General features: G+C 30.5%; 21 protein-coding genes and 1 pseudogene. 6 read left to right on the forward strand and 16 right to left on the reverse strand.

Annotated elements, in window-relative coordinates:
- Positions 1-6: 6 nt before the first annotated feature.
- The 5 genes from WY13_RS19170 to WY13_RS19190 form a co-directional block, all read right to left on the reverse strand.
- Entirely contained in the window at positions 7-213 is a 207-nt protein-coding gene (locus WY13_RS19170; protein ID WP_013238741.1) for a DUF1657 domain-containing protein, read from the reverse strand.
- Positions 214-397: 184 nt separating this feature from the next.
- Complete coding sequence (locus WY13_RS19175) at positions 398-1,030, reverse strand: HutD/Ves family protein (protein ID WP_242866552.1); 633 nt, start codon at positions 1,028-1,030, stop codon at positions 398-400.
- Positions 1,031-1,094: 64 nt separating this feature from the next.
- A complete protein-coding gene (locus WY13_RS19180) occupies positions 1,095-1,985 on the reverse strand; it encodes a potassium channel family protein (protein ID WP_063557164.1) in 891 nt (296 codons plus the stop codon).
- 85 nt (positions 1,986-2,070) lie between these two features.
- On the reverse strand, positions 2,071-3,486 hold the full coding sequence (gene cysS / locus WY13_RS19185) for a cysteine--tRNA ligase (protein ID WP_063557165.1): 1,416 nt from the start codon (positions 3,484-3,486) through the stop codon (positions 2,071-2,073).
- A 93-nt stretch (positions 3,487-3,579) separates the two neighbouring features.
- Positions 3,580-4,497 carry a patatin-like phospholipase family protein gene (locus WY13_RS19190; RefSeq protein WP_063557166.1) on the reverse strand — a complete coding sequence of 306 codons (918 nt, stop codon included), beginning with the start codon at positions 4,495-4,497 and terminating at the stop codon, positions 3,580-3,582.
- Between the two features lie 132 nt (positions 4,498-4,629).
- On the opposite strand from WY13_RS19190, the gene WY13_RS19195 reads away from it, so the two are divergent.
- Positions 4,630-5,025, forward strand: coding sequence for a hypothetical protein (locus tag WY13_RS19195; RefSeq protein WP_063557167.1), 396 nt, complete (start codon positions 4,630-4,632; stop codon positions 5,023-5,025).
- Positions 5,026-5,152: 127 nt separating this feature from the next.
- On the opposite strand, the gene WY13_RS19200 is transcribed toward WY13_RS19195, so the two are convergent.
- Complete coding sequence (locus WY13_RS19200; protein ID WP_063557168.1) at positions 5,153-6,112, reverse strand: ROK family protein; 960 nt, start codon at positions 6,110-6,112, stop codon at positions 5,153-5,155.
- Between the two features lie 195 nt (positions 6,113-6,307).
- Between WY13_RS19200 and WY13_RS19205 the strand changes: the two genes are divergently transcribed.
- Positions 6,308-8,155, forward strand: a complete 1,848-nt coding sequence (locus WY13_RS19205) for an APC family permease (protein ID WP_063557169.1) — start codon at positions 6,308-6,310, stop codon at positions 8,153-8,155.
- Between the two features lie 113 nt (positions 8,156-8,268).
- On the opposite strand, the gene WY13_RS19210 is transcribed toward WY13_RS19205, so the two are convergent.
- The gene (locus WY13_RS19210) at positions 8,269-9,585 is read right to left on the reverse strand and encodes a cation:dicarboxylate symporter family transporter (protein ID WP_063557170.1); all 1,317 of its coding nucleotides are present in this window, start codon (positions 9,583-9,585) and stop codon (positions 8,269-8,271) included.
- Between the two features lie 306 nt (positions 9,586-9,891).
- On the opposite strand from WY13_RS19210, the gene WY13_RS19215 reads away from it, so the two are divergent.
- On the forward strand, positions 9,892-11,196 hold the full coding sequence (locus WY13_RS19215) for a sensor histidine kinase (protein WP_192845063.1): 1,305 nt from the start codon (positions 9,892-9,894) through the stop codon (positions 11,194-11,196).
- Positions 11,197-11,203: 7 nt separating this feature from the next.
- A complete protein-coding gene (locus WY13_RS19220; RefSeq protein WP_063557172.1) occupies positions 11,204-12,130 on the forward strand; it encodes a response regulator in 927 nt (308 codons plus the stop codon).
- Positions 12,131-12,373: 243 nt separating this feature from the next.
- On the opposite strand, the gene infC is transcribed toward WY13_RS19220, so the two are convergent.
- The 3 genes from infC to WY13_RS19235 form a co-directional block, all read right to left on the reverse strand.
- Positions 12,374-12,892, reverse strand: a complete 519-nt coding sequence (gene infC, locus WY13_RS19225; RefSeq protein ID WP_063557173.1) for a translation initiation factor IF-3 — start codon at positions 12,890-12,892, stop codon at positions 12,374-12,376.
- A gap of 131 nt (positions 12,893-13,023) precedes the next feature.
- Positions 13,024-13,869: a purine-nucleoside phosphorylase gene (locus tag WY13_RS19230; RefSeq protein WP_082848575.1), complete on the reverse strand. Its 846-nt coding sequence runs from the start codon at positions 13,867-13,869 to the stop codon at positions 13,024-13,026.
- A 45-nt stretch (positions 13,870-13,914) separates the two neighbouring features.
- Complete coding sequence (locus WY13_RS19235; protein WP_063557174.1) at positions 13,915-14,550, reverse strand: cobalamin B12-binding domain-containing protein; 636 nt, start codon at positions 14,548-14,550, stop codon at positions 13,915-13,917.
- Positions 14,551-14,739: 189 nt separating this feature from the next.
- Here WY13_RS19235 and WY13_RS19240 point away from each other — a divergent pair, with 189 nt between their 5' ends.
- Both WY13_RS19240 and WY13_RS19245 read left to right on the forward strand, forming a co-directional pair.
- The gene (locus tag WY13_RS19240; protein WP_063557175.1) at positions 14,740-16,293 is read left to right on the forward strand and encodes a PucR family transcriptional regulator; all 1,554 of its coding nucleotides are present in this window, start codon (positions 14,740-14,742) and stop codon (positions 16,291-16,293) included.
- 49 nt (positions 16,294-16,342) lie between these two features.
- Positions 16,343-18,195, forward strand: a pseudogene (locus WY13_RS19245) (ASKHA domain-containing protein).
- 93 nt (positions 18,196-18,288) lie between these two features.
- Here the strand turns inward: WY13_RS19245 and WY13_RS19250 are convergent.
- The 6 genes from WY13_RS19250 to WY13_RS19275 all read right to left on the reverse strand — a co-directional run bounded on the left by WY13_RS19250 (position 18,289) and on the right by WY13_RS19275 (position 22,180).
- Positions 18,289-18,915, reverse strand: coding sequence for a cobalamin B12-binding domain-containing protein (locus tag WY13_RS19250; RefSeq protein ID WP_063557176.1), 627 nt, complete (start codon positions 18,913-18,915; stop codon positions 18,289-18,291).
- Between the two features lie 102 nt (positions 18,916-19,017).
- Entirely contained in the window at positions 19,018-19,572 is a 555-nt protein-coding gene (locus tag WY13_RS19255; RefSeq protein ID WP_063557177.1) for a DUF2284 domain-containing protein, read from the reverse strand.
- A gap of 39 nt (positions 19,573-19,611) precedes the next feature.
- On the reverse strand, positions 19,612-20,064 hold the full coding sequence (locus WY13_RS19260; protein ID WP_063557178.1) for a hypothetical protein: 453 nt from the start codon (positions 20,062-20,064) through the stop codon (positions 19,612-19,614).
- Complete coding sequence (locus WY13_RS19265) at positions 20,057-20,665, reverse strand: GTP-binding protein (RefSeq protein ID WP_063557179.1); 609 nt, start codon at positions 20,663-20,665, stop codon at positions 20,057-20,059. Before WY13_RS19265 ends, WY13_RS19260 begins: the two co-directional genes overlap by 8 nt.
- Positions 20,662-21,390: a DUF1638 domain-containing protein gene (locus tag WY13_RS19270; RefSeq protein WP_347459596.1), complete on the reverse strand. Its 729-nt coding sequence runs from the start codon at positions 21,388-21,390 to the stop codon at positions 20,662-20,664. Before WY13_RS19270 ends, WY13_RS19265 begins: the two co-directional genes overlap by 4 nt.
- Positions 21,383-22,180: a methyltetrahydrofolate cobalamin methyltransferase gene (locus WY13_RS19275; RefSeq protein WP_063557180.1), complete on the reverse strand. Its 798-nt coding sequence runs from the start codon at positions 22,178-22,180 to the stop codon at positions 21,383-21,385. The genes WY13_RS19270 and WY13_RS19275 overlap by 8 nt, the downstream gene beginning before the upstream one ends.
- Between the last annotated feature and the right edge of the window lie 467 nt (positions 22,181-22,647).

Here is a 22,647-nt window from a genome sequence, read left to right on the forward strand (position 1 = left end):
CCCAAATCAGTTCTGTTTATATTGAGGCTCTTCATATTCTAAATATTTTAATCTATCATTTAGATTCTTTGTAATACCATCTACAGCATCCAGTGCCTCTTTGTACACATTCTTTACTTTTTTATCCTGCTCTTGAAGAGAATATACCCTCAAAGTACTTTCAGCGCCTTTAAGAACAGCCAGTGTCTGTTTTACTTGAGATCCTACAGTCAATTTATTAAGCCCTCCCTCACATTTCTTATAAAATTGCTAACCAACTTTTCTAATATAGTTTTACCCTGTTTAAATAGAATTATTACATATAATTTATGTACACTTATATTTAAATTTTTTAAATAAAAAAAGACCCCAAAAACAATAATATTTTTAAAGGTCTTTTTTTATTTACTACATATAATTAATACGCTATTTCTGTCTTTATAACTTTAAGGTCTTCTTCACCTCTATTGCAAAATTTAATATTAAAAGGATCACCATTAACCAAAGTGGTTACAGCTAATGTATCTTTATTGTTAAGATACACCTTCATACCGCTAATATAAGCTTCCACTTTTTCACCCAAAATATAAAATACATATGTAATTTGTTTTATATTTTTTTCTCTATTAATATATTCGCCTGGATTAAGTTTTTCTTCATATATTTTTTTACCTTCAAAAGTGTATGTCTCTATTTTCCCCTGGCAGCCAGGAGCCATCATTAAGTTAAAATCTGTTACCTTTCCAAAACTTTTAGTATTCCAATCACCCATAAAACTATCCTGTTCAAAAGGCTTTAAATCTTTTTCATAGTGTCCCTCATGATGGAGAGTTAACTTTCCATCTATGCTCATTATGATTCTAGCAATTCCAGGTAAATGAGTGAATACAGATTCTTCATCTATAACCTTAGCAGAGCTTAATCTCCATTTAAAATTTCTATCAGCATATTTTGCTTCATAAGGATATATTAAAAGTTCCGTAGTAGTCCCTCCCGACCATCTGCTTGTCTTATATTCATCCGACCTTATAATTTTTACTGTATTCATCATATTACACATCTCCTCATACATATAGGTTTAATTCTAGATAAATTATATCACAACAAATTTTATTTTAATTTCTATTCCAAAATAAACAGGAAGTAAATGTGCCTACTATTATTATCCCTAGTATGGTTTCCATAATTACCATAAAACGCACTATAATAGAATTAGGCAAAATATCACCATATCCCAATGTGGTTATAGTTACAGCACTAAAATATATAAAATTCTCTATTGGATATTTGAAATTTCCACAAACTACTGATTTAAGTACTAGAGGACTATTATCCAAAAATGATATGGAATTTTCAACAAGCTTTGAAAAATAAAAGCTTAGTGGATAATAATAGTATTCTTCTTTAAAAAATTTACTTTTAAGCATGGTATAGTCATTTACCCACATATATTTAGTATCCACTTTGCTTAACTGATTTGCTTGACTTTTTTTATAGCACTTAAAGCTTTTATAGATTTCATTTTCATTTACTGTATAAAAGCATATTTTTAATTTGCAACTGCTAAATTTACTATTAACCCTATCTTCTCCCATATCTTCTACACTTATATGGGTTACGCCCTTATCTTTTAACAATGTACTATAATAGTTGGCCCATAATTTTCCTAAAGGCTTATCAAAGGAAAATACCTTTATAGAAGAACCTGAATCATCTACAATTTCTAAATTTGCAAAAGGTCTTTTGTATTCATCAGAATTTATTAAATCTTCTACAGTGCTTTTCAATTCTCTGCTTTTAATTTTAATGTTTAGATTTTTTTTAAATGCATCTATTTTTGTAGTCATATTTACATCTCTTTGAAATACAAAAAAATCTCCCCTAGAATTATTTGCAATGCTCCAATAGATAAGCCCAAATAAAAGTAATACAGTTACATAGGAAAATGCCAATACAGACAAAATGATTCTTTTTCTAAGTTTATATATACTAACAAACTTTTTCATAAACATACCTCTATCTATTGTATATATATTTATACTTTCTGAAAAAGTTTATTATCACATTTTCCTATTAATTTTTCACCTTAATCTAACTGTTTCTAACCTTCAACTTAGTCCCTTCTTTTGAGTCTATTATATCTATTCCCATGGATTTAAGTTCATCCCTAATAACATCTGCCTTATGCCAATCCTTATGGTTTCTTGCATCATTTCTCTCACATATGAGTCTTTTAATATCTTCTGAATCCAACTTTTCTAAATTATGATCGTTGGGTTTTAAAAGATCCAGTGAAAAAACAGTATCAAAACTTTCTATAAGTAAGCTTTTTTCCTTATTTGTCAATTCATTATCCTTTATAACTTCAAATAAGACGGTAAATGCATTTGGTATATTCAAATCATCACTTATCTTTTCCTGAAACTTATCTTTATACTTATTAACAAGATCCTCATCTGACCTTTCATTTTCTTTTACATTTGAAACTATATCTGCAACTTTCTCCTTTAATTTTTTGTAAGCTAGCTGTGCTTGCTTTAATGCATCAAAACTAAACATAAGCTGTTTCCTATACCTAGATTGAAGACAAAAGTATCTATAATCCATAGGTGAGAAGCCTTCCTTTTCAATTTTAGAAAGAGTTAAAAAATCACCTTTTGATTTAGACATTTTGCCATCAGATAATACTAAAAATTCTCCATGCATCCAATAATTCACCCATTTGTGCCCAAGCACCGCTTCTGATTCAGCTATTTCATTTGTATGATGTACTGGAATATGGTCTACTCCACCACAGTGTATGTCTATTTTATCTCCTAAATATTTTATTGACATAGCAGAACATTCTATATGCCAACCAGGAAAGCCTTTTCCCCAAGGAGAATTCCACTGCATTATTTGATCTTTAAATTTAGAATTTGTAAACCAAAGTACAAAGTCTAGTGGATTTTTCTTATTCTCATCCACATCTATTCTAGCTCCTGCTTCTAATTCTTCCATACTTAAATTGGCTAGTTTATTATAATCTTTAAATTTATCAATTTCATAATACACATTCCCCTTTGATGTGTAGGTATATCCCTTTTCCTCCAGTATCTTAATTATATCTATCATATCTTGAATATGATCTGTGGCCTTACAAACTATATCAGGTTTTCTTATATTAAGTTTATGGCAATCCTCAAAAAAAGCATTCTCATAAAATTTAGCAATCTCCCATACAGTTTTATTTTCACGTTCAGCCCCTATTTGCATCTTGTCTTCACCTGTATCTGCATCAGATTGTAAATGTCCTACATCAGTTATATTCATAACATGCTTAACTTTATAATGACCATATTCAAAAGCTTTCTTTAATATATCTTCAAAAATATATGTTCTTAAATTTCCTATATGAGCATAATTATAAACTGTAGGACCACAGGTATAAATTCCAACTTTCCCTTCATTTACAGGAACAAATTTTTCCTTTTTTCTACTCATTGTATTATAAACGTAAAAATTCATAGTATATCTCCCCTTACTAGGCATAAACTGTTAAAATTGTGTTATAAATAAATATTATCACAATTTTAATATAATTCAATAATCTCACATGTCCTATTTTACATAATCCCTTATATAATTGTGAAAATCCCAAAGATGTAAAAACCTTTCTGCACTACTATATCCTGATTGAAAAAGTTTCATCCTCATTTTTCTGGATATATTAAATTCTGTGCTTCTAACTCCTAATGTTGGAATAAATACAGTTCTAACTGCATATTTATCCTTCACATACACCTCTTCATTTTTATCTATCATAGTCCCAAATATATCAAATAAGTAAGAGATGAAATCCATCTTTTTTGATTCTCCATAGTTTATATCCTCTTCCGCTAACTTAAATCCTATTGTAGGAAACTCCGGGACTTCCTCTGTATCAAATATCCATATTGGAAAATTACTGAGTATGCCCCCATCAACTATATAGCTGCATTCACCTTTATAATAAAATTTCACCGGTTTAAAATAAAGTGGAATACTTATACTCATTCTAACTGCTTCCGCTATTTCAAACTTCATAGGATCTATACCGTATTCTTTTAAATCATCTGGTAATATTATCATTCTCTTTTTAGTTATATCTGATGCTACTATTTTAAGAGGTGACTTTCCATTTACACTTATATCTCCAAAAGTTCTTTTTCCCTTTTTAGATATGAGTTCTCCAATATATTTTTTTACAGCATCTGAAGAATATATTCCCTTATCTTTAAAAAGTGTAAAAGACTTTTTAATTAAGGAAAGTTCTCTTATCCATTTTTTTTTAAAGAATACATCTTTGTCTAGATTCATAGCTATATTTTTCAATTCTTCTCCACTATACCCTACTGCTAAAAGTGAAGCTATTACCGCTCCAGCAGAAGTTCCTGCAAACTTGTTCCACTTATATCCCATTTTTTCAAAACAACATACTGCTCCTATAAGTCCTATTCCCTTCATACCTCCACCTTCAAATACAGCATTTGCTATCATAAAACCACCTCAATATATAAATATGTAAATTTTCATATATTGGATACTTAAAAATCAATTATAGAATATTATTCAAAATAAATGGGAAACTATAATTATTGATGTTATGTTAAAAGAAGGGAGATTGTCAAAATGCGAATTGAAATTTACTATAAAGGCATTAAAAACGCCAATGAGGCTGTAAAGAAACTTAAAAATGAAGGATTTAGCCATACCGCTGTGGATTTAAATGACAATTATATAGACCCCTTAAGCTCTAATTCAGATTTTGGTATAAATTTTTCAAATGTAATAAATTCCTCAGGAGTTTCCTATACTTCATCCGGAAAAACTCTTCCATCCACAAGTCCTATGATAAGTGGTTTCGGTAGTTTTAGAGACCTTGAAAACACATCTTATAAAGTAATTGTAAATTCTAATTCTATGGATAATGAAAAGTTGAAAGAAACCATAAAAAAAACTGGCGGAAAAATCAAAAATTATATTTCAAATAGTGAAAGTAAAATTGGAGATAATAGTTTACTTTAATTTTAAATAAACATAATAATTTTTACGTTAATTAAAAACCTCACATAAGTGTCTTAAAATTTTATAACTTATTACGTGAGGTTTTCTTTTTAAATTTTCTGATTATCACTCTGTGCAATTGCTACATCTAATTTTCATAACAACCCTCCATAATAGCAAGAGCTGCAGCTCCGACAGCTCCAGAATCTTCTCCTAAAAGGGCAGAAAGTATCTTAGTATTTTCACTTATAGATTCAAAACATCTTTTTTTCACAACCTGTTTTACTTTACTTAAAACTATACTTCCACCTTTGGAGACTCCTCCCCCTATCACAACTACTTCCGGATCAAAGCAAGTGACTACATTTGCAACACATATTCCAAGATAATTTAAAGCTTTATCCAATATATTTTTAGACACCTCATCTCCAAGTTCTGCCTCTTTAAACACTTCTTTTGAAGTTATATCCTTATATTTAGAAAGAGAAGTACACTCTCCTATTTTTACTGCTCTTTTTCCTTCTCGTGCTATAGCAGTACCAGATGCAAGTACCTCTGCACATCCATAATTTCCGCAGTTACATAGAGGACCTTCTTTTTCTAAAGTCATATGTCCTACTTCCAGTGCATTTTTAGTATTACCTCTGTATATCCTACCATTTAATACAGCTCCTCCCCCTATTCCTGTAGAAACTGTTATAAACACCATGTTTTTACTTCCCTTGCCTGCACCAAACATATATTCTCCTAGTGCCGCTGCATTTGCATCATTATCCAAATATACAGGGATCTTAAAATTATCCTTTATGGGTTTTACAATATTAAAATTTCTAAAAGGCAAATTTGGGGTACATATTATCTCACCTTTGTCTATATCAAGCGGACCTGGAGATCCGATTCCCACGCCTACTATTTTTTTTCTGTCAACTTTACACTCCTCAATTACCTTTTCAATAATCTCTATCATCCTATTTAATATGAAGTTTTCCCCTTTTTCCGCTTCCGTTGGCAGAGTAACCTTATATATTACTTGTCCCATGAAATTTACAACAGCAGCACAAATTTTGGTACCACCTAAATCAACTCCAACTACATATTTATCTTTCAAGTTATCTTATCTCCTCTCCATATAATATTTCCATTAAAATATAATATATCACATATTTATATCATTAACTAATTTTTATAAAAAGGTATATATCTACATAAAGTTACTCAAAATAACTTAAATTAGAGTTATTAAGTTAGATTAATATACACATATTATAGATATGTATCTTTTATATATTTTGGAGGCAGTATTATGTTAGAAAAATTTGTAGATGTTTTAATTGGTAAACCACTGCCAAATGAACAAACGTCACATGAAAAATATAACATTTTGTTCGGATTAGCAATTATGGCTAGTGATGCTATTTCATCAGTTGCATATGCAGCAGAAGAAATTTTAGTCGTATTAATAGGCGTATTAGGTTTAGCCGCCTATAACTGGCTTGGATGGGTTTCATTAATGATTATAGGCTTATTGTTTATTCTCACCATATCATATGTTCAAATTATCAGGGCATACCCACAAGGTGGAGGTGCTTATATAGTTGCCAAAGAAAATTTAGGTATAAGACCAGGATTAGTTGCTGCATCTGCATTATTAATAGATTATATATTGACGGTTGCAGTAAGTGCTAGTGCTGGAGTTGCAGCAATAATCTCAGCTTTTCCTGCTTTAGAAATTCATAAGATTTCACTAGTAGTGGGATTAATTATCATACTTACTATCTTAAATCTAAGAGGTGTTAGTGAATCATCTAAAATATTTAGTATACCTACTTATTTATTTATATTGGGTATGATAACTATGATTATATATGGTTTTATAAAATACTCTATATATGGTGCAACTGCACCTATGATAAATACTCCTATTAAGGCAACGGGAGCATTAAGTATATTTTTAATTCTTAGAGCTTTTTCTTCTGGATGTTCAGCATTAACGGGATTAGAAGCAGTAAGTAATGCAGTCCCTAACTTTAAAAAGCCTAGTCAAAAAAATGCCAAAATAGTTATGATATTATTATCAAGTTTAATATTGTTTATCTTTGGTGGTACTTCACTACTTGCTAGATTTTACCATGCTATACCAACAAAAAATGTTACAGTTCTATCTCAAATAGCATTTGGTGTATTTGGCAGAAACTTTATGTACTATTTTATACAGATTACTACATCCATAATATTAATAATGGCATGTAATACAGCTTTTACAGGGTTTCCCATGCTAATGTACGTTGTTGCTAGAGATGGATTTGCACCAAGACAATTTACTATGAAAGGTAAGAGGCTAAGTTTCTCCATAGGTATTGAAGTATTATCCCTTATTGCAGGGGTATTAGTACTTATATTTAAAGCAGATGTTCACAGCCTAATTCCTCTGTATTCAGTAGGTGTTTTCTTGTCCTTTACTTTAGCACAAACGGGAATGGTGCTGCATTGGAAGAGTAGTACTGAAACTGGATGGAAAAAGCGTGCTTTAATTAATGGTATAGGTGCCATAGTAACTATAATTACAACACTTATAATTATATATGAAAAAGCATTAGCTGGTGCATGGATAGTTATTGCTTTAATTCCTATACTGGTTATTATTATGGCATCTATAAAGAGACATTATAATAAAGTGGCAGAACAGCTGAGGGCATCAAAAGAAGATATATCAAATATAGAGTTAGGTAAAAAATTTACACATATTTGTATAATTCCTATTGCAAGTTTAAATAAAGCAACGTTAAACGCTTTACAATATGCTAGGAGCATAACACCAGATGTAATAGCTTTAAATGTATCCATTGATAAAACTTCTATAGAAAAACTAAAAACTAAATGGGCTGAGTTAAATACAGATATATTACTAGTAACTAAGTATTCTCCTTATAGACAAATAATAACTCCATTGCTCAAGTATATAGAGATCATATCAAATGCAGCTTCTGAGAATGAGAAAGTAACTATAATATTGCCACAATTTATAACACATAAGTGGTGGGGAAATTTTCTTCATAATCATACAGGATTTTTGCTTAGAGAAAATTTACTGAGGAATAAAAATATTGTAGTATCAACTTATCCTTATCATTTAAATGATGAAGAACTTTAGGTGCCTGGCACCTAATGGGAATATTTTTGTCCCACTCGGTGCCAGGCACCATTATGTAAAAAGTGCTTTCACGGTTTCGTGAAAGCACTTTTTGCAAAGACTATATATGACAACTACGCCTCTACACTTTTTAATTTATCTTCATGATCTTTATGATCTATAATGGATTGGTAATACTTTTCACCCTTTTCCTTGTCATATACATGTTCCCAGTTAGCAACAAATATACTAGCTAAAGAATTTCCAACAACATTTACTACTGTTCTTCCCATATCTAAAAGACGATCAATTCCAGCTATAAAAGCAAGACCTTCTATTGGAATACCACAAGTTCCAAGTGTAGCTAACAATACTACAAAAGAGGCTCCTGGGACACCTGCTATTCCCTTTGAAGTTATCATAAGTACTATTACTAAGCTTATTTGAGCTCCAATGGAAAGATGTATACCATATAACTGTGCTATAAATATAGCTGCCATAGATTCATAAAGCGTGGAACCATCAAGGTTAAAAGTATAACCTGTAGGAACTACAAAAGATACAGTAGCACTTGGGCATCCGTACTTCTCCATTTTTGTCATCAACCTTGGAAGTACTGTTTCTGAACTAGCTGTACTAAAAGCAAGCAAAAGCTCATCTTTTAATATTCTTATTATTCTAAATATGCTATTTCCAACCAACTTTGCTGCTATTCCCATAAATACAAGTATAAAGAAAATCATACCCGCATAAACTAATATCATTAGCTTTCCTAATGGAATGAGAGATTTAAGGCCAAAATTGCATACAGTGCAGCCAATTAATGCAAATACACCTATAGGTGCAGTTTTCATAATCTGATTAGTTACCCAGAACATTGTATCTGCTACACCCTGGAAAAAGTTCAATATAGGTTTTCCTTTTTCTCCAATAGATGCAACTCCGAGTCCAAACATAACAGAGAAGAATATAATTGGAAGCATATCTCCTTTACTTAAAGAATCCATAATATTTGTAGGGAAAATATTTATTATAGTATCTACAAATCCCTTATTAGTAGCCTTTTTTGCAGTATCAACGTAACTAGCGATGTTTGTCTTAGTCAAGCTGCTCATATTTACACCTGTACCCGGATGGAATATGTTTGAAAATAAAAGTCCAACAATTAATGCTATAGTAGTCATTATTTCAAAATATATTATAGTCTTTAATGCAAGAGCTCCTACTTTCTTCATATCACCTACTCCTGCAACACCTACTATAAGACATGATACTACAATAGGTATAACTATCATTTTAATCAGCCTTAAAAAGATAGTTCCAAAAGGTTGAAGATATTTAGGTAAATTTGGATTACCATAAAAAATAGCACCAACTATAACTCCAAGTATAAGACCAATTAAAATTTGAGTGGCTAGTCCACCTTTAAGTTTTCTTTTTTTCTTTTCCATTCTAATCCCCTTCCCATCTTTTAAATAATTATATCGTTTGCTTTGTAAACGATTAATGTATGTACATATTTCCAACACCTCAATATTACAACTTGACATACAAAAAACTATATTATTATACTGAAATATATAAAAAAATTTTATCAATTTTATAAATAAAGAATATATTTGCATATACTAATTTAAATTTCAAACTAATTAAAATATATAATTAATAATATTTTTGTAGAAGTTTGTCAATCTTATTTATTTAATTTATAATATATGGGGTCTTATTTTTATATAATTAAAATGAGGTGTGTTTACTTGAGAAATACTGTATCTGCCTTAAAAGAAGATTTATTTATTTTAATATTAATAATAGTTTCAATACCAATAGTTGGAGAATTTAAATTTTTCCCATTAAATAGTACTTTTCGTGTTAGCTTCAGTCCTGTATTATTTTTATTCTTCCTATTTTGGGTTAAAAAGCTTCCCATACCTCTATATGGAATTGTAGCTGGTATATTTACTGTTATATTTAGAGTTGTTCTCGACTGCGTACTTCAAAGTGGATTTGAATTTCATCAAGCTTTTTTGATAAATTCTCCTGCATTTTTTTACTATTTAGTTTTTTCGTGTTTATTTTATTTAACAAAAATAAATAACTTACACAATAATCCTCTTTTGATGGGTGCTTTAGCTGCCTGTATAGACATACTTTCCTCAACTTGTGAACTTGTAGTGAGGTTTTTAGTACTTAGAAATTCTATTTCAGTTTATGCCTTTGGGTTGGTTTCCATAGTAGCAATTATACGATCTTTTTTTGTACTCGGGTTTTTCAACATAATAAAATTAAATGAAATGAGAACAGCCGCTAACCAGCAAAAAGAGCAAAATAGATATATGCTGCTGCTTATTTCAAACTTATATGCAGAATCTGTACAATTAAAAAAATCCCTAACCTTTGCAGAAAATATTACAAGAGACTGTTACACTTTATATGAATCTTTCAAAACCAATTATTCAAAATTGAATAGAGATGAATTGTCACAAAGCTTATTAAAAATTGCAGGTCAAGTGCATGAAATTAAAAAGGACAACCAAAGAATATATTCTGGACTTTCTAAAATGATTTTATCCGAAAATTCTAAGGACTATATGAATCTTGAAGAAATCGGCAATATAATAGTAGATACAAATAAAAAATATTCTATTGCTCTTGGAAAAAACATTGATTTTTCAATAAATATAACATCTAGCGGCATCCCTGATCTTCATATTTATACTGTACTGTCACTTATAAATAACTTAGTATCAAATTCTGTAGAGTCCATAGAAAATACAGGTACTGTAAAAATCTATATAAGCAAAATAGAAGACTTAATTAAATTTCAAGTCTCTGATAATGGCGTAGGAATACCTGAAAAGAAAAAGGATCTCATTTTTAAGCCCGGCTATACAACAAAATATAATAAGCTAGGAAAACCATCAACAGGAATAGGTCTTTCTTATGTAAAACAAACAGTTACAAATTTGAAAGGAAGAATCATGCTGGAAAGCACATATAGTTCAGGTGAAACTACTTTTACTATTGAGCTTCCAATTAAAAGTCTGATAAAGGAAGGATGATACAAACATGAGATTTTTTATTGTAGACGATGATGAAGCTATTCGTTCAATGTTATCTGAAATAATTGAAGATTACAATTTAGGAGAAGTTGTTGGTGAGGCATCAAATGGCGTCCCCATATCAAGCAGCTTTCTATGTACTAAAAAAATAGACATACTTATAATCGATCTTTTAATGCCAGTTAAAGATGGTCTTCAAACTATAAGTGAACTTGACCCTTCTTTCAAAGGTAAATCAATAATGCTATCCCAAGTAGAAAACAAAGAAATGATAGGAAAGGCTTATTCTTTAGGCGTACAATACTATATTACAAAGCCAATAAATAGGCTTGAGGTAATTGGCGTTATAAAAAAAGTAATTGAACAAATAAAAATTGAAAAATCCATAAATTATATTCAAGATACCTTAAACTTTTTAAAAATGGATACACGGGATGATAAAAACAGTTCAAAATCAAATAAAGGTATTTTAGAATACAGTGAATTTATATTAAATCAATTAGGTATAATTGCTGAAAGCGGCAGTAAAGATCTACTATCCATTGTAGAATATTTATATACCCGTGAGAACGAAAAAACTATTGAAAAGGATTTCCCATCTTTAAAAGAAATATTCACTAAAACCTCTGAAAAGAAACTTGGACAAAGTTCTTCTTCAATTGATATAAAAAAAGAGGTAAAAGCATCAGAACAAAGAGTTAGAAGGGCCGTACTTCAGTCACTAAATTATATATCCTCTCTTGGGCTTACAGACTATTCCAACCCAAAATTTGAAGAATATGCTGCTGAATTTTTCGATTTTACAGAAGTGAGAAAAAAAATGCTGGAACTAAAAAATAATACTCCCCTTAGTCAACCTATACATATAAATGTTAAAAAGTTTATCAAAGTTTTATATATAAAATCAAAAAACTACAAAAACAATGATATATAAACAGAGTTCTTGGCATCAGGTTGAGTTTTGACTCCACCTGATGCTTATTAACAGGCTTCTTAGTGCTTCAGCAGTTAGAAGGCGTTATCCTTTAGGAAAAATCGTTATCCAGGCGCGTAGCAGTGCTTATCCCCCACTTTGGTAGAAGATGGGGGTGTTAGCAATGGTAGCGATCGGATAAAAAAATAGTATCAGAATTTTTACTAAAATTCTGATACTATTGTTCTATTTTTACTAAGTACTCTATTTCTTGGGGGCTAAAATCATAAACATATTATTCCCTTCCAATTTAGGTGCTCTTTCCACTACTGAGCTTTCATCTAATTTACTTAAAAATGTGTCGAAAACTTTCCTACCTAAACTTGTATAATTATTTTGTCTCCCCCTAAACCTTATAGAAACCTTTACTTTATTTCCTTTGGTCAAAAATTTTCTCGCATTGTTTGCCTTGATTTCTATATCATTTTCCTCAATAGTAGCACTTAATCTAACTTCCTTTAACTCTACAATTTTTTGATTCTTTTTAGCTTGTTTTGCTTTTTTAGATTGCTCATAAAGAAATTTACTATAATTCATTATCTTACATACAGGTGGTTTAGCCTGCGGCGAAACTGCTACTAAATCCATACCCTGCTCTCTTGCCATATTTAAAGCATCTTTAGTATTTACAATCTCACTTTCTTTTTCTCCTACCAATCTAATCTTGTCTGCCCTAATTTCTTCATTTAAGTTATTTTTTTTATTAATAGTATACACCTCCACAAATTAAAGTTTACCTATTTACTATTATATATAAGCATTCAGTCTTGTGCAACCACAAAATATGGTTATTCATCTCATTTTCTCAATATTTTTCAATTGTAATAATAAATATGATCTTTAGTTTTCCTAATCTATATATTTTCTATTATTGCTTTAATTAGTTTTGTAAACTTTTCACTGGCATAGAGGGAATTTTTTATAACTTCTTCATGATTTAGGGCTTGTTTCAATATTCCTGCTGCCATATTAGTTATGCAGGATATTCCAATAGTTCTCATATCACTGTGATTTGCCACAATCACCTCAGGAACTGTGGACATTCCCACTGCATCTCCTCCTAATACACTTAACATCTTTATTTCAGCTGGCGTTTCATAGCTTGGCCCACTCATGTAAGCATATACTCCTTCTTGAATTGATATGTGCAATTCACCTGCCACCTTTTTTACCATTTCTCTAAGATGACTATCATATGCCTCAGACATATCTGGAAATCTAGGTCCAAATTTCTCCAAGTTCTGTCCTATTAAAGGATTTTGTCCTGATAGATTTAGGTGATCCCTTATAAGCATCAGATCTCCACTTTTATAACTTTTATTTATTCCTCCTGCAGCATTAGTTACTATTAGATTTTGAATTCCCAACATTTTCATAACTCTAACAGGAAAAGTCACTTCTTTCATTGAATATCCTTCATAATAATGAAATCTACCCTGCATGGCAGCTACTACCTTACCTTGAAGCTTTCCTATAACAAGACAGCTCTTATGACCTTCCACTGTAGAAATAGGGAAGTTTGGTATTTCACTATAAGGATATATTTTTTTGTCTTCAATTTCATCTGCAATATGTCCAAGACCCGATCCAAGTATAAGTGCTATCTCTGGTTTTAACTTTACTCTAGAACTTATATAATTTGCAGCTTCCTCTATATTTGAGCTTAAATCCGTATCATTTTTTTTAAACATTAAATGCATCTCACTTCCTCTCTGCTAAATTTTATTATAGCACAAAATTTTCAACTATTTTATAGATTTCATCCCATATATTTCTTTACAGTATTGTACTGTTTCCTGAATTGTTCTAGGGAAAAAGTCTGCCTTTACATATTCACAAACCTGTTCATCCAATACTCCCCCTCCAATTAATATCTTAACCTCTTTTCCAAACTCTGTATTTCTTATAGATTGTATACATTCCTTTAAATTTTCAAAGCAATTTGTTAAAAGACATGAAATGGCTACAACCTTAGGATGATATTCTTTAATTGCCTTAATAAATTTCTCAGTTGATACATCTGTTCCTAGATCAATTACTTTAAAATCATTACTGCTCATGGCAGTACATACTATGTTTTTACCTACATCATGTATATCTCCATAAATAGTTCCCATAACAAATACCCCATATTTAGCTGTGCCAGATGGCATTAAATCTTTAAGTATTTGTGAAACTTCTTTAAATATTTCTCCTGATATAATAAGTTCAGACATAAAGTATCTTTTTTCTTGAAATCTTTTTCCTACAATTTCAATACCCTTTTGCAAATAACCTACAATATCCATTACAGGTACATTTGCTTTTATAAGAGCATTTACTTCTTCAATGACTAAATCTTCATCAAGTTCTGCCATTGCATCTATAAGTACTTTGCTCATAAAAAATATCCCCCTCATAATTTATACTTATGTATATAAACTATCATAAATACATCCATAAAGCATCATACAATATGAAGAAATTTTAACGTAAAAGTAGACAATATGTGTAATATGCTTTTCTAATAATAAATTAACTCTTTTATTATGTCAAATAATAGGTTATTATGATACTGAGAGGTGTTTAATATGGGAATGAATCTGGGTACTTTCCTAGACAAAATAAAAAATTATAATCCTAGGTTATATATTTCACAAACAGAAGGAATAACAATTAAATATGTTAAACTCCTTGAAAAAAATCAAACTTTATTTGAGCCAGACCATTTGTATGTATGCGAAACCTTTAATTTTAAAAAAATTCCATCACAAAAAGGCGCTGTAAATATACTTTGTATTAAAATTGACGATCTTCAATATAAACCGGATAAAAATTCCATAATAAATTTAATAGTTTTAAATACTACTATGGATATATTTAAAACTTTCAATGAAATACAAAGCATCTTAATAAATTATCAGGAATTTAGTATAGCTTCAACAAAACTATTAGATGCTTTAATAAGTGGAAAAGGACTTGAATATATAGTAAATACGGGATGTGAGATTCTTAAAAACCCTATATGTATCCTAGATCTTAGCTTTAAGCTCATTGCATCTTCTAAAGATATTAAAGTAGAGGATCCTGTATGGATTGAGCTTTTAACTAAAGGCTACTGTTCCTACAACTTTGTACCTAAGTCAAATGTTCGAAATTTTATTGATGTAGTACACAAAAGCAGTTCTCCTATTTTTATAGGAAAAGATAAATTTAGAATTCCACGTATAATATCAAATATTAAAATTAACGATAAAGTAGTTGGATATGTAACTGCATTGGAATGTCAAAAACCATTTTCTAGAAATGACATAGAATTTATCTTTCTTTTATGTAAAGTAGCTGCTTCTGAAATGCAAAAAAACAGTTCCCTACAAAACATAAAAGGATTGAAATATGAAAATTTTATCATGGATTTACTCAATGGAAAAGAAACGGACAAACGAGTTATTGAAGAAAGGTCGAAATTTTTAGATTTACATTTCAAACCTAATCTCTATATACTTGTAGTAAATGTGCCTCAAAATAATTTTGTAAACATCCCTCTTCACAGGGTAAGAGATTCTATTGAATATATGCTAGTAGGAAGTAAATCTGTCATATATGAAAATTCTGTTGTCATACTAATAAGTCAAAAAAATAAAATATCAGATATTGAGCATAGTTTTAGTAAAGTCATAGACTTCTTTAAAAAAAATAATATACATGGTGGTTTAAGTAGATGTTTTCATGATCTAGCTAATACCAGAAAATACTATGAGCAATCTTTAAAAGCTATTACACTTGGTATGGGACTGAAAATAAATAAGTTTCTTTTTTTCTACGAAGATTTAGCAATATTCCACCTATTAGAAACATGTTCGTCAAAAAGTGATTTAAAAAATTTTTGTCATGATTCAATATTTAACTTAATGAGATATGATAAATCCCATAGTACCAAGTATTTAAAGTGCCTTCGTTTTTATTTGTCAAATGAGAAAAATCAGTTAAAAACATCAAAAACCTTAAATATTTGCAGGAGTACTTTAGTCCATCGTATAGAAAAAATTCAAGAAATTATGGGTGTTAATTTAAATGATGTAAAACTTACATTTCATCTCAATTTAAGTTTTATTATACTTGAATATATTGATGAATTTAAATAGGTTGTTTATATTTATCAATATAAATTTCATATCATTGGGGGTATCTTAAATGAACAATTACATAGTTACTTTTAAACCTGAAAACCGCAGAATATCTGTCTGTGAGGGAACTACCCTTAAAGAAGCTATCACAGCTGAAGGATTAGATTTCGATTTTCCCTGTGGTGGAATGGGCACCTGTGGCAAATGTAGAATTAAAATATTAGATAAAAACTTAAACGCTACAGAAAAGGAACTTAAATTTTTAGAAGGAAAAGAACTTAGTGAAGGTATACACCTTGCTTGTGAAACTAAGGTATATAGTGATATAACCGTTCAACTAAATGAAAAGAAAAATGAAGTTTATAATATACTCCAATCATCCACAGAAAAACTTTTACTATTAAACCTCTTATTGAAAAAGTTTACGTAGAAGTAGACTTGCCTTCTTTAGATAAGCAAAAATCTGATTTAAAACGTTTAAAAGAAAAATTAATGCTGAAAAAGCCAAATTATAAAAATATTAAAATAAATATTTCTGTTTTAAAGGAACTTCCCGTGAAACTTCGTGAAGCAAACCACCATATAACTGCAGTTATTCACGGCAATGAGATTATTGGTATAGAAACTGGAAATACTGAAAAGACTATGCTTGGTGTAGCTTTTGATATTGGTACCACTACTATTGTAGCTTATCTAATGGATCTACATACTGGAAAGAAACTTGCTGTTTCTTCAGCAATGAACCCGCAAATAAAGTTCGGTGCAGATGTAATTACACGTACAACTTTTGCCAACCAAAATGAAGATGGTGTTAAATTAATGCAATCCACTCTCTTAAATGTATTAAATAAATTAATTGAAGATAGTGTAAATAAAGCAAACATGTTAAAGGAGAACATATATGCAATTACCATTGTGGGAAATACCTGCATGCACCATCTACTTCTAGGTCTTACTCCAAAATATATTGCATATATACCCTATGTTCCTGTAATAAGCGAAACTCTCGAAGTAAAATCATCAGATCTTGACCTTCACATTAATCCATCAGGTAAGGTATTTGTACTTCCAAATATCGCTGGATTTGTAGGAGCAGATACTGTAGCTGTAATTTTAGCCTCAGAAATGGATAAAAGTGAAGATGTAAAATTAGCTATCGACATAGGTACTAATGGTGAAATAGTCCTTGGATCTTCAAAGAAACTTGTATCCTGTTCTGCTGCAGCAGGTCCTGCTTTTGAGGGTGCTCAAATAAGCAGCGGTATGAGAGGTGCAAAAGGCGCTATAGATCATGTAAGCTTTGGAAAATCTCTAAACTACACTGTTATAGGAAATGAAAAGCCTGAAGGTATTTGCGGATCTGCTCTACTTGATATTGTAGCGGGACTTGTAAGACTTGGAATAATAAATAAAAGAGGAAAGCTCTTATCACCTGCCGACTTTATAAATCCAAATGCAATTCCATTTAAAGATAATGTAGTAACCTATGAAGGCGCAAATGCCTTCTTAATAGTTCCTCCATCAGAGACAGCACATGGACGTGCTATTATGCTTACTCAAAATGATATAACTTCACTTCAGCTAGCAAAAGGAGCTATATCCGCAGGTATAAACATACTTATAAAAAAGTGTAATATAACTACAAATGATATAAAAGAAGTGATTTTAGCCGGTGCTTTTGGAAACTATATGAACCCCCATAGTGCCTGCACAATAGGTTTAATTCCACCAGAGCTCGAAAATAAGATACAATTAGTAGGAAATGCTGCTGGTACTGGTTCTATGCTTGCCCTACTATCAAATGAAGAATATAAGCATTCTAATACTATAGCCAGTAAAGTAACTTACGTTGAATTAGGAGCACAAAAGGATTTTAACAGAGAATTTGCTCATGGGATGCAATTTCAAGATTATAAATAGAAAGGAAAAAATTCATCAGTTTAATTAAACTGGTGAATTTTTTTCTTTCTACCTGCCTGTAGCTGCAGAATTCATTGCTTTTACATTTTCAACTTACTTTACCTCCATAATTTTTTTACAGAAATCTACTGTCTGCTGTGCATCTTTGCAGACTAAATCTGCACCCATGTATTTTCCTGCTGCCTCGTCTACAGGGCCACCTCCAACTAGAATTTTTAAATCTTTTCTAAGTCCTGCATCTTCTATTTCCTTTATACATTGTTTTACGTTATCAAAGCAAGTAGTCAAAAGGCATGAGATTCCTATTACCTTAGGCTTGTACTGTTTTATAGCTTCAATATATTTTTCTGTAGGTACATCAACTCCAAGGTCTTTTACGTCAAAGCCATTGCTTTTCATTACAGTAGTTACAATGTTTTTTCCTATATCATGTATATCATCATAAATAGTTCCCATTACAAATATGCCGTTACTTGATCCTGAAGCTTCTCCTAATCCTCCAATGATCTCTGATGCTTCATTAAACACTTCTGCAGACATAATAAGTTCAGATAAAAAATATTCCTTTTTTTCAAATCTATTACCTACAATTCCCATTCCTTCCTGTAAATCTGCTATTATATCTAATACTGGTGTTCCATTTTCCTTTTGTGCTTTTACCTCTGCCAAAACAACATCTTCATCCAAATCTGCCATTGCGTCAACTAATTTTTTATTCATTTTCATATCCTCCCTTTAATTTAAATTGAATATAATATCTATCAAGCACTTCATTATTTATTAAAATAAATACTTTGAAACTTTTTCTAACTTCTAAATAAATCATTCATTAAAAAGTATAAGTCCTACATAAGAAAGTGTATTTAATCCATTGTAATATGGAATTCCTGCGCCTTTTTCAAGTGCCATAACATCAATTCCATAAGCCTCAACAGATGAAAGGGCTTTATCTGGATATCTGCACTTTTCTCCATCAAGATAGGTGCATCTTTTACACACTGTGCAGCACCCTGCATTTAAAGCTAGAATGTTTTTAAACTCATATTTGTCTTTTATGCTGTTAACAATATTTCTAAATATTTTTTCATGAACATCTTTAGAGGCAGCCATACCTCTCCAGTCAAAAGAATTAGACAACTTATGAACTGTCTGTATTAAAAGTCCTTTTCTATACTGTCTAACTTTTTCTATTAATTCCGATATAGGGCCAATAGCTGGTGGACCCATCCAATTGGTGTCATAATTACCACAAACATTTTTCTCACAGGCTTTTCTGTAATCTTCATGGAATTTAATTTTTGATGTATCTATAACTGCTGCATAACTTGCATCTAATTCAAGTGCATCTTTAACCAACTCGTCAGAATTAATTTTCATATATTAGTTCCTCCTAAATTAGAAAATATTAAAATATATTTAATTCATGTAGCACAAAAGCTCTTCATCCAATTTTTTTAACACTACAGATTTTAAAGTTTCCTCATCAGTTCCAAAAACAATGGCTGTCATATTTACAGTAATATTTTTTATATCATAATCATTATTCTCAGAAAAGGTTTTAACATTAATTTTTTTGCCTGTAGTCGCAACCCATAAATTAAAATCCTTTTCATCCTTTACAAAGATTTTAATATGACCTATAAAATGCTTATTTTCTATGGACCACTTTCTTAAATTTTCAATCCAATGTACAAAAGATTCCTGTAACTTATCTCCTTTAGCCTCTTTTTTAAGTTCAAAAGACTCTGTATATGAAAAAACAGCTGGTACCTCATTTAATTCCCCATATAAATCTTCTTCATTTTCATCACAGTGATGATGGTGGTGATGTTCCTCACAATGGGAATGGTCATGTTCATGATTATTCATTGCTTTTAGCCACCTCTTTCCATATACTATCATTTATATCTTTATTTGCAGATACCCTATATAAACTAGCCTTTGAATTAACTTCTTTTACAGAATGTTCTATATTTTTTAATTGCTCCTCTGTAACTAGATCTATCTTATTTACAAGTATTGTACTTCCATCTGATATCTGTGATTTTATAAGTACCGGTGCTATTTCAGTAAGTTCTTCAAATCGTTCTGCATCAACTACACTTACAATCCGTATGCTTTCTATTCCCTTACCATATTTATTAAGTGTACCTAAGATTTTGCTAGGATAAGCCAGGCCCGTAGTTTCAATAATTACCCATTCGGGATCAACTTTTTCACGAAGATCATTTAAAGTAATTATGAGGTCGGCTGAAAGCTGACAACAAATACACCCAGAAAATAATTCTTTTACACTTAATCCTTTACTTTTAAGCACTTTGTCATCAATACCCGTTTCTCCAACTTCATTTTCAATTATTACAAGATTTTGCTTATTGAGGCTTTGCTTTTCAACTAAAAAATGTGCTAGTGATAATATTAAACTTGTTTTACCAGAGCCAAGAAATCCTCCAAAAATAATTAAATTCATTTAATCACACCATCCTTTTCATTGGAACTAGAGTTCAAATTATTTTTTTGAACTTCAGATCTACCATATATATGTTCCATTGAGACCGTTTCATAAGGGTTAATTATTACAAATTCATCATTCCAAGGACCAGTTAAAAGCTTTTTAATATAGCTAATTGTTCCAGGAATTACTTCCTGTTTTAATTTTAAATCTGCTGCAATCTGGTGAGTTATTTTTATAAAGTCTTCTGATTCACCAGTTTCTGTTTCAATAACTCCAAGTCTTTCATAATTCCCTAGCATTATTTTATATACCTTATCTGCTTTAGCTTTTCCAAATCTTTTTATTGTATCCTTGTATTCAGCCCATATGTTTCTTTCAGAATTCAACCATCCTTTAGTTAAAAAATAAGTTTCCTTTTCTTTTGAAATATTTTTTCGTCTTTCACTAGAGCCAAGTAATAAAGTAATACAATCATCTACTCGTGGAAAAATAACTTTATAATCTAATGATTTTAAGCCTATGACAGCATTCCCGCAGTAACCAAAAGCTAAAAGCACCTGATCTACATTTGATATACTATCTAATTTTTTTTGTATACACTCTCTTAATTCTCCTGTATTAAGGTGCAGCCCTGATTCTATCCATAATATAGGATAATCACAATGAATTTCATTAATTACCCTTTCTAATTCCTCTTTAATAGTCCTGCATGCCACCACAACAGTTCTCATGTTACTCATATAATCCTTCACGGAATGCTTTAATGAACTTTCTTGAGAACCTGTCTTGCCCAAGCAATGTTTGTGATGCAAGTAAAGCACCCCTCATTTCTTTGTTTGTTGGATCCATAATATATGAGTCCATTCCACGAGCCATAGTTTGAACCATAAATAATCTATTCAATACTTTTCTTGCTGGCAAGCTATATGATATATTACTTAATCCGCAGGTAGTATGTACTCCCGGATAACTTTTCATTATTTTTTGTATTGCAGCCAGTACTTCTATTCCATTATTTTGTCCTGCACTTATTGGTTTTATAAGTGGATCTATATATATATCATCAAGAGCTATTCCTTCTCCAGTAAGTTTTGTTATAATGGAATCTGCTATTCTAATCCTATCTTCCTGTGTCTTTGGCATTCCTGTGTTATCAATACAAAGAGCTATTATTTTGGAATTAAATTCTTTTACCAGTGGAAGTATTGTATTCCACCTTTCATCCTCTCCTGTTATGGAATTGATCATTGGTTTTCCATTTTTTACTTTCTTAAGTCCAGCTTTTAGAGCTAGAGGGTTAGGGCTATCTATACATAATGGAAGGTCTGTTGCCTGAAGAATATTTTCAACCAGCCATTCCATGGTTTCCACTTCAGTTTGCATAAATGTTCCACAGTTTACATCTATATAAGTTGCCCCTGCTTCTTCTTGTTTTTTTGCAATTTCCTGTATATAGTTTCCATCTTTTCTTTCTACAGCTTCACGTATAAGCTTTCTGCTTGTATTTATTAATTCTCCTATAATTAACATATTTTAACCTCCTTTTATTTTTATACCATTTTCATAATTTTCTAATAAACAATTTAATTAAAACATTTACAATTTAACTTATAATAATTATTTCTTTTAGCATTAAATAGCTGCTTACAAATCGCTTATTAAATATAGAATAGCACATATTTTTTTGAAATTCACCCTACATAATGCAGAATTTGAAATTGTTAATTTATACACACTGTGTACATACTTATTTTTCTAAGTAAAAATAATTCATCCATATTAAATATTTTATCCGATGACTACCTGCTCTAATACTTCCACTTCTCCAAGTGGGAGTAAAGAGCAGCTACATCCCTGGATAACGATTTCTAAGCATCAGGTGGAGTCAAAACTCCATCTGATGCCAAGAACTCTGTTTATTAAATTTAGAGGAAGAATTTCTCTGTATGATTGATTTTAAAATATTTATGAATTATTTTGAATTATTTTGAATGTTT

The sequence above is a fragment of the Clostridium ljungdahlii genome, assembly GCF_001636845.1.
Taxonomy (GTDB): domain Bacteria; phylum Bacillota; class Clostridia; order Clostridiales; family Clostridiaceae; genus Clostridium_B; species Clostridium_B ljungdahlii_A.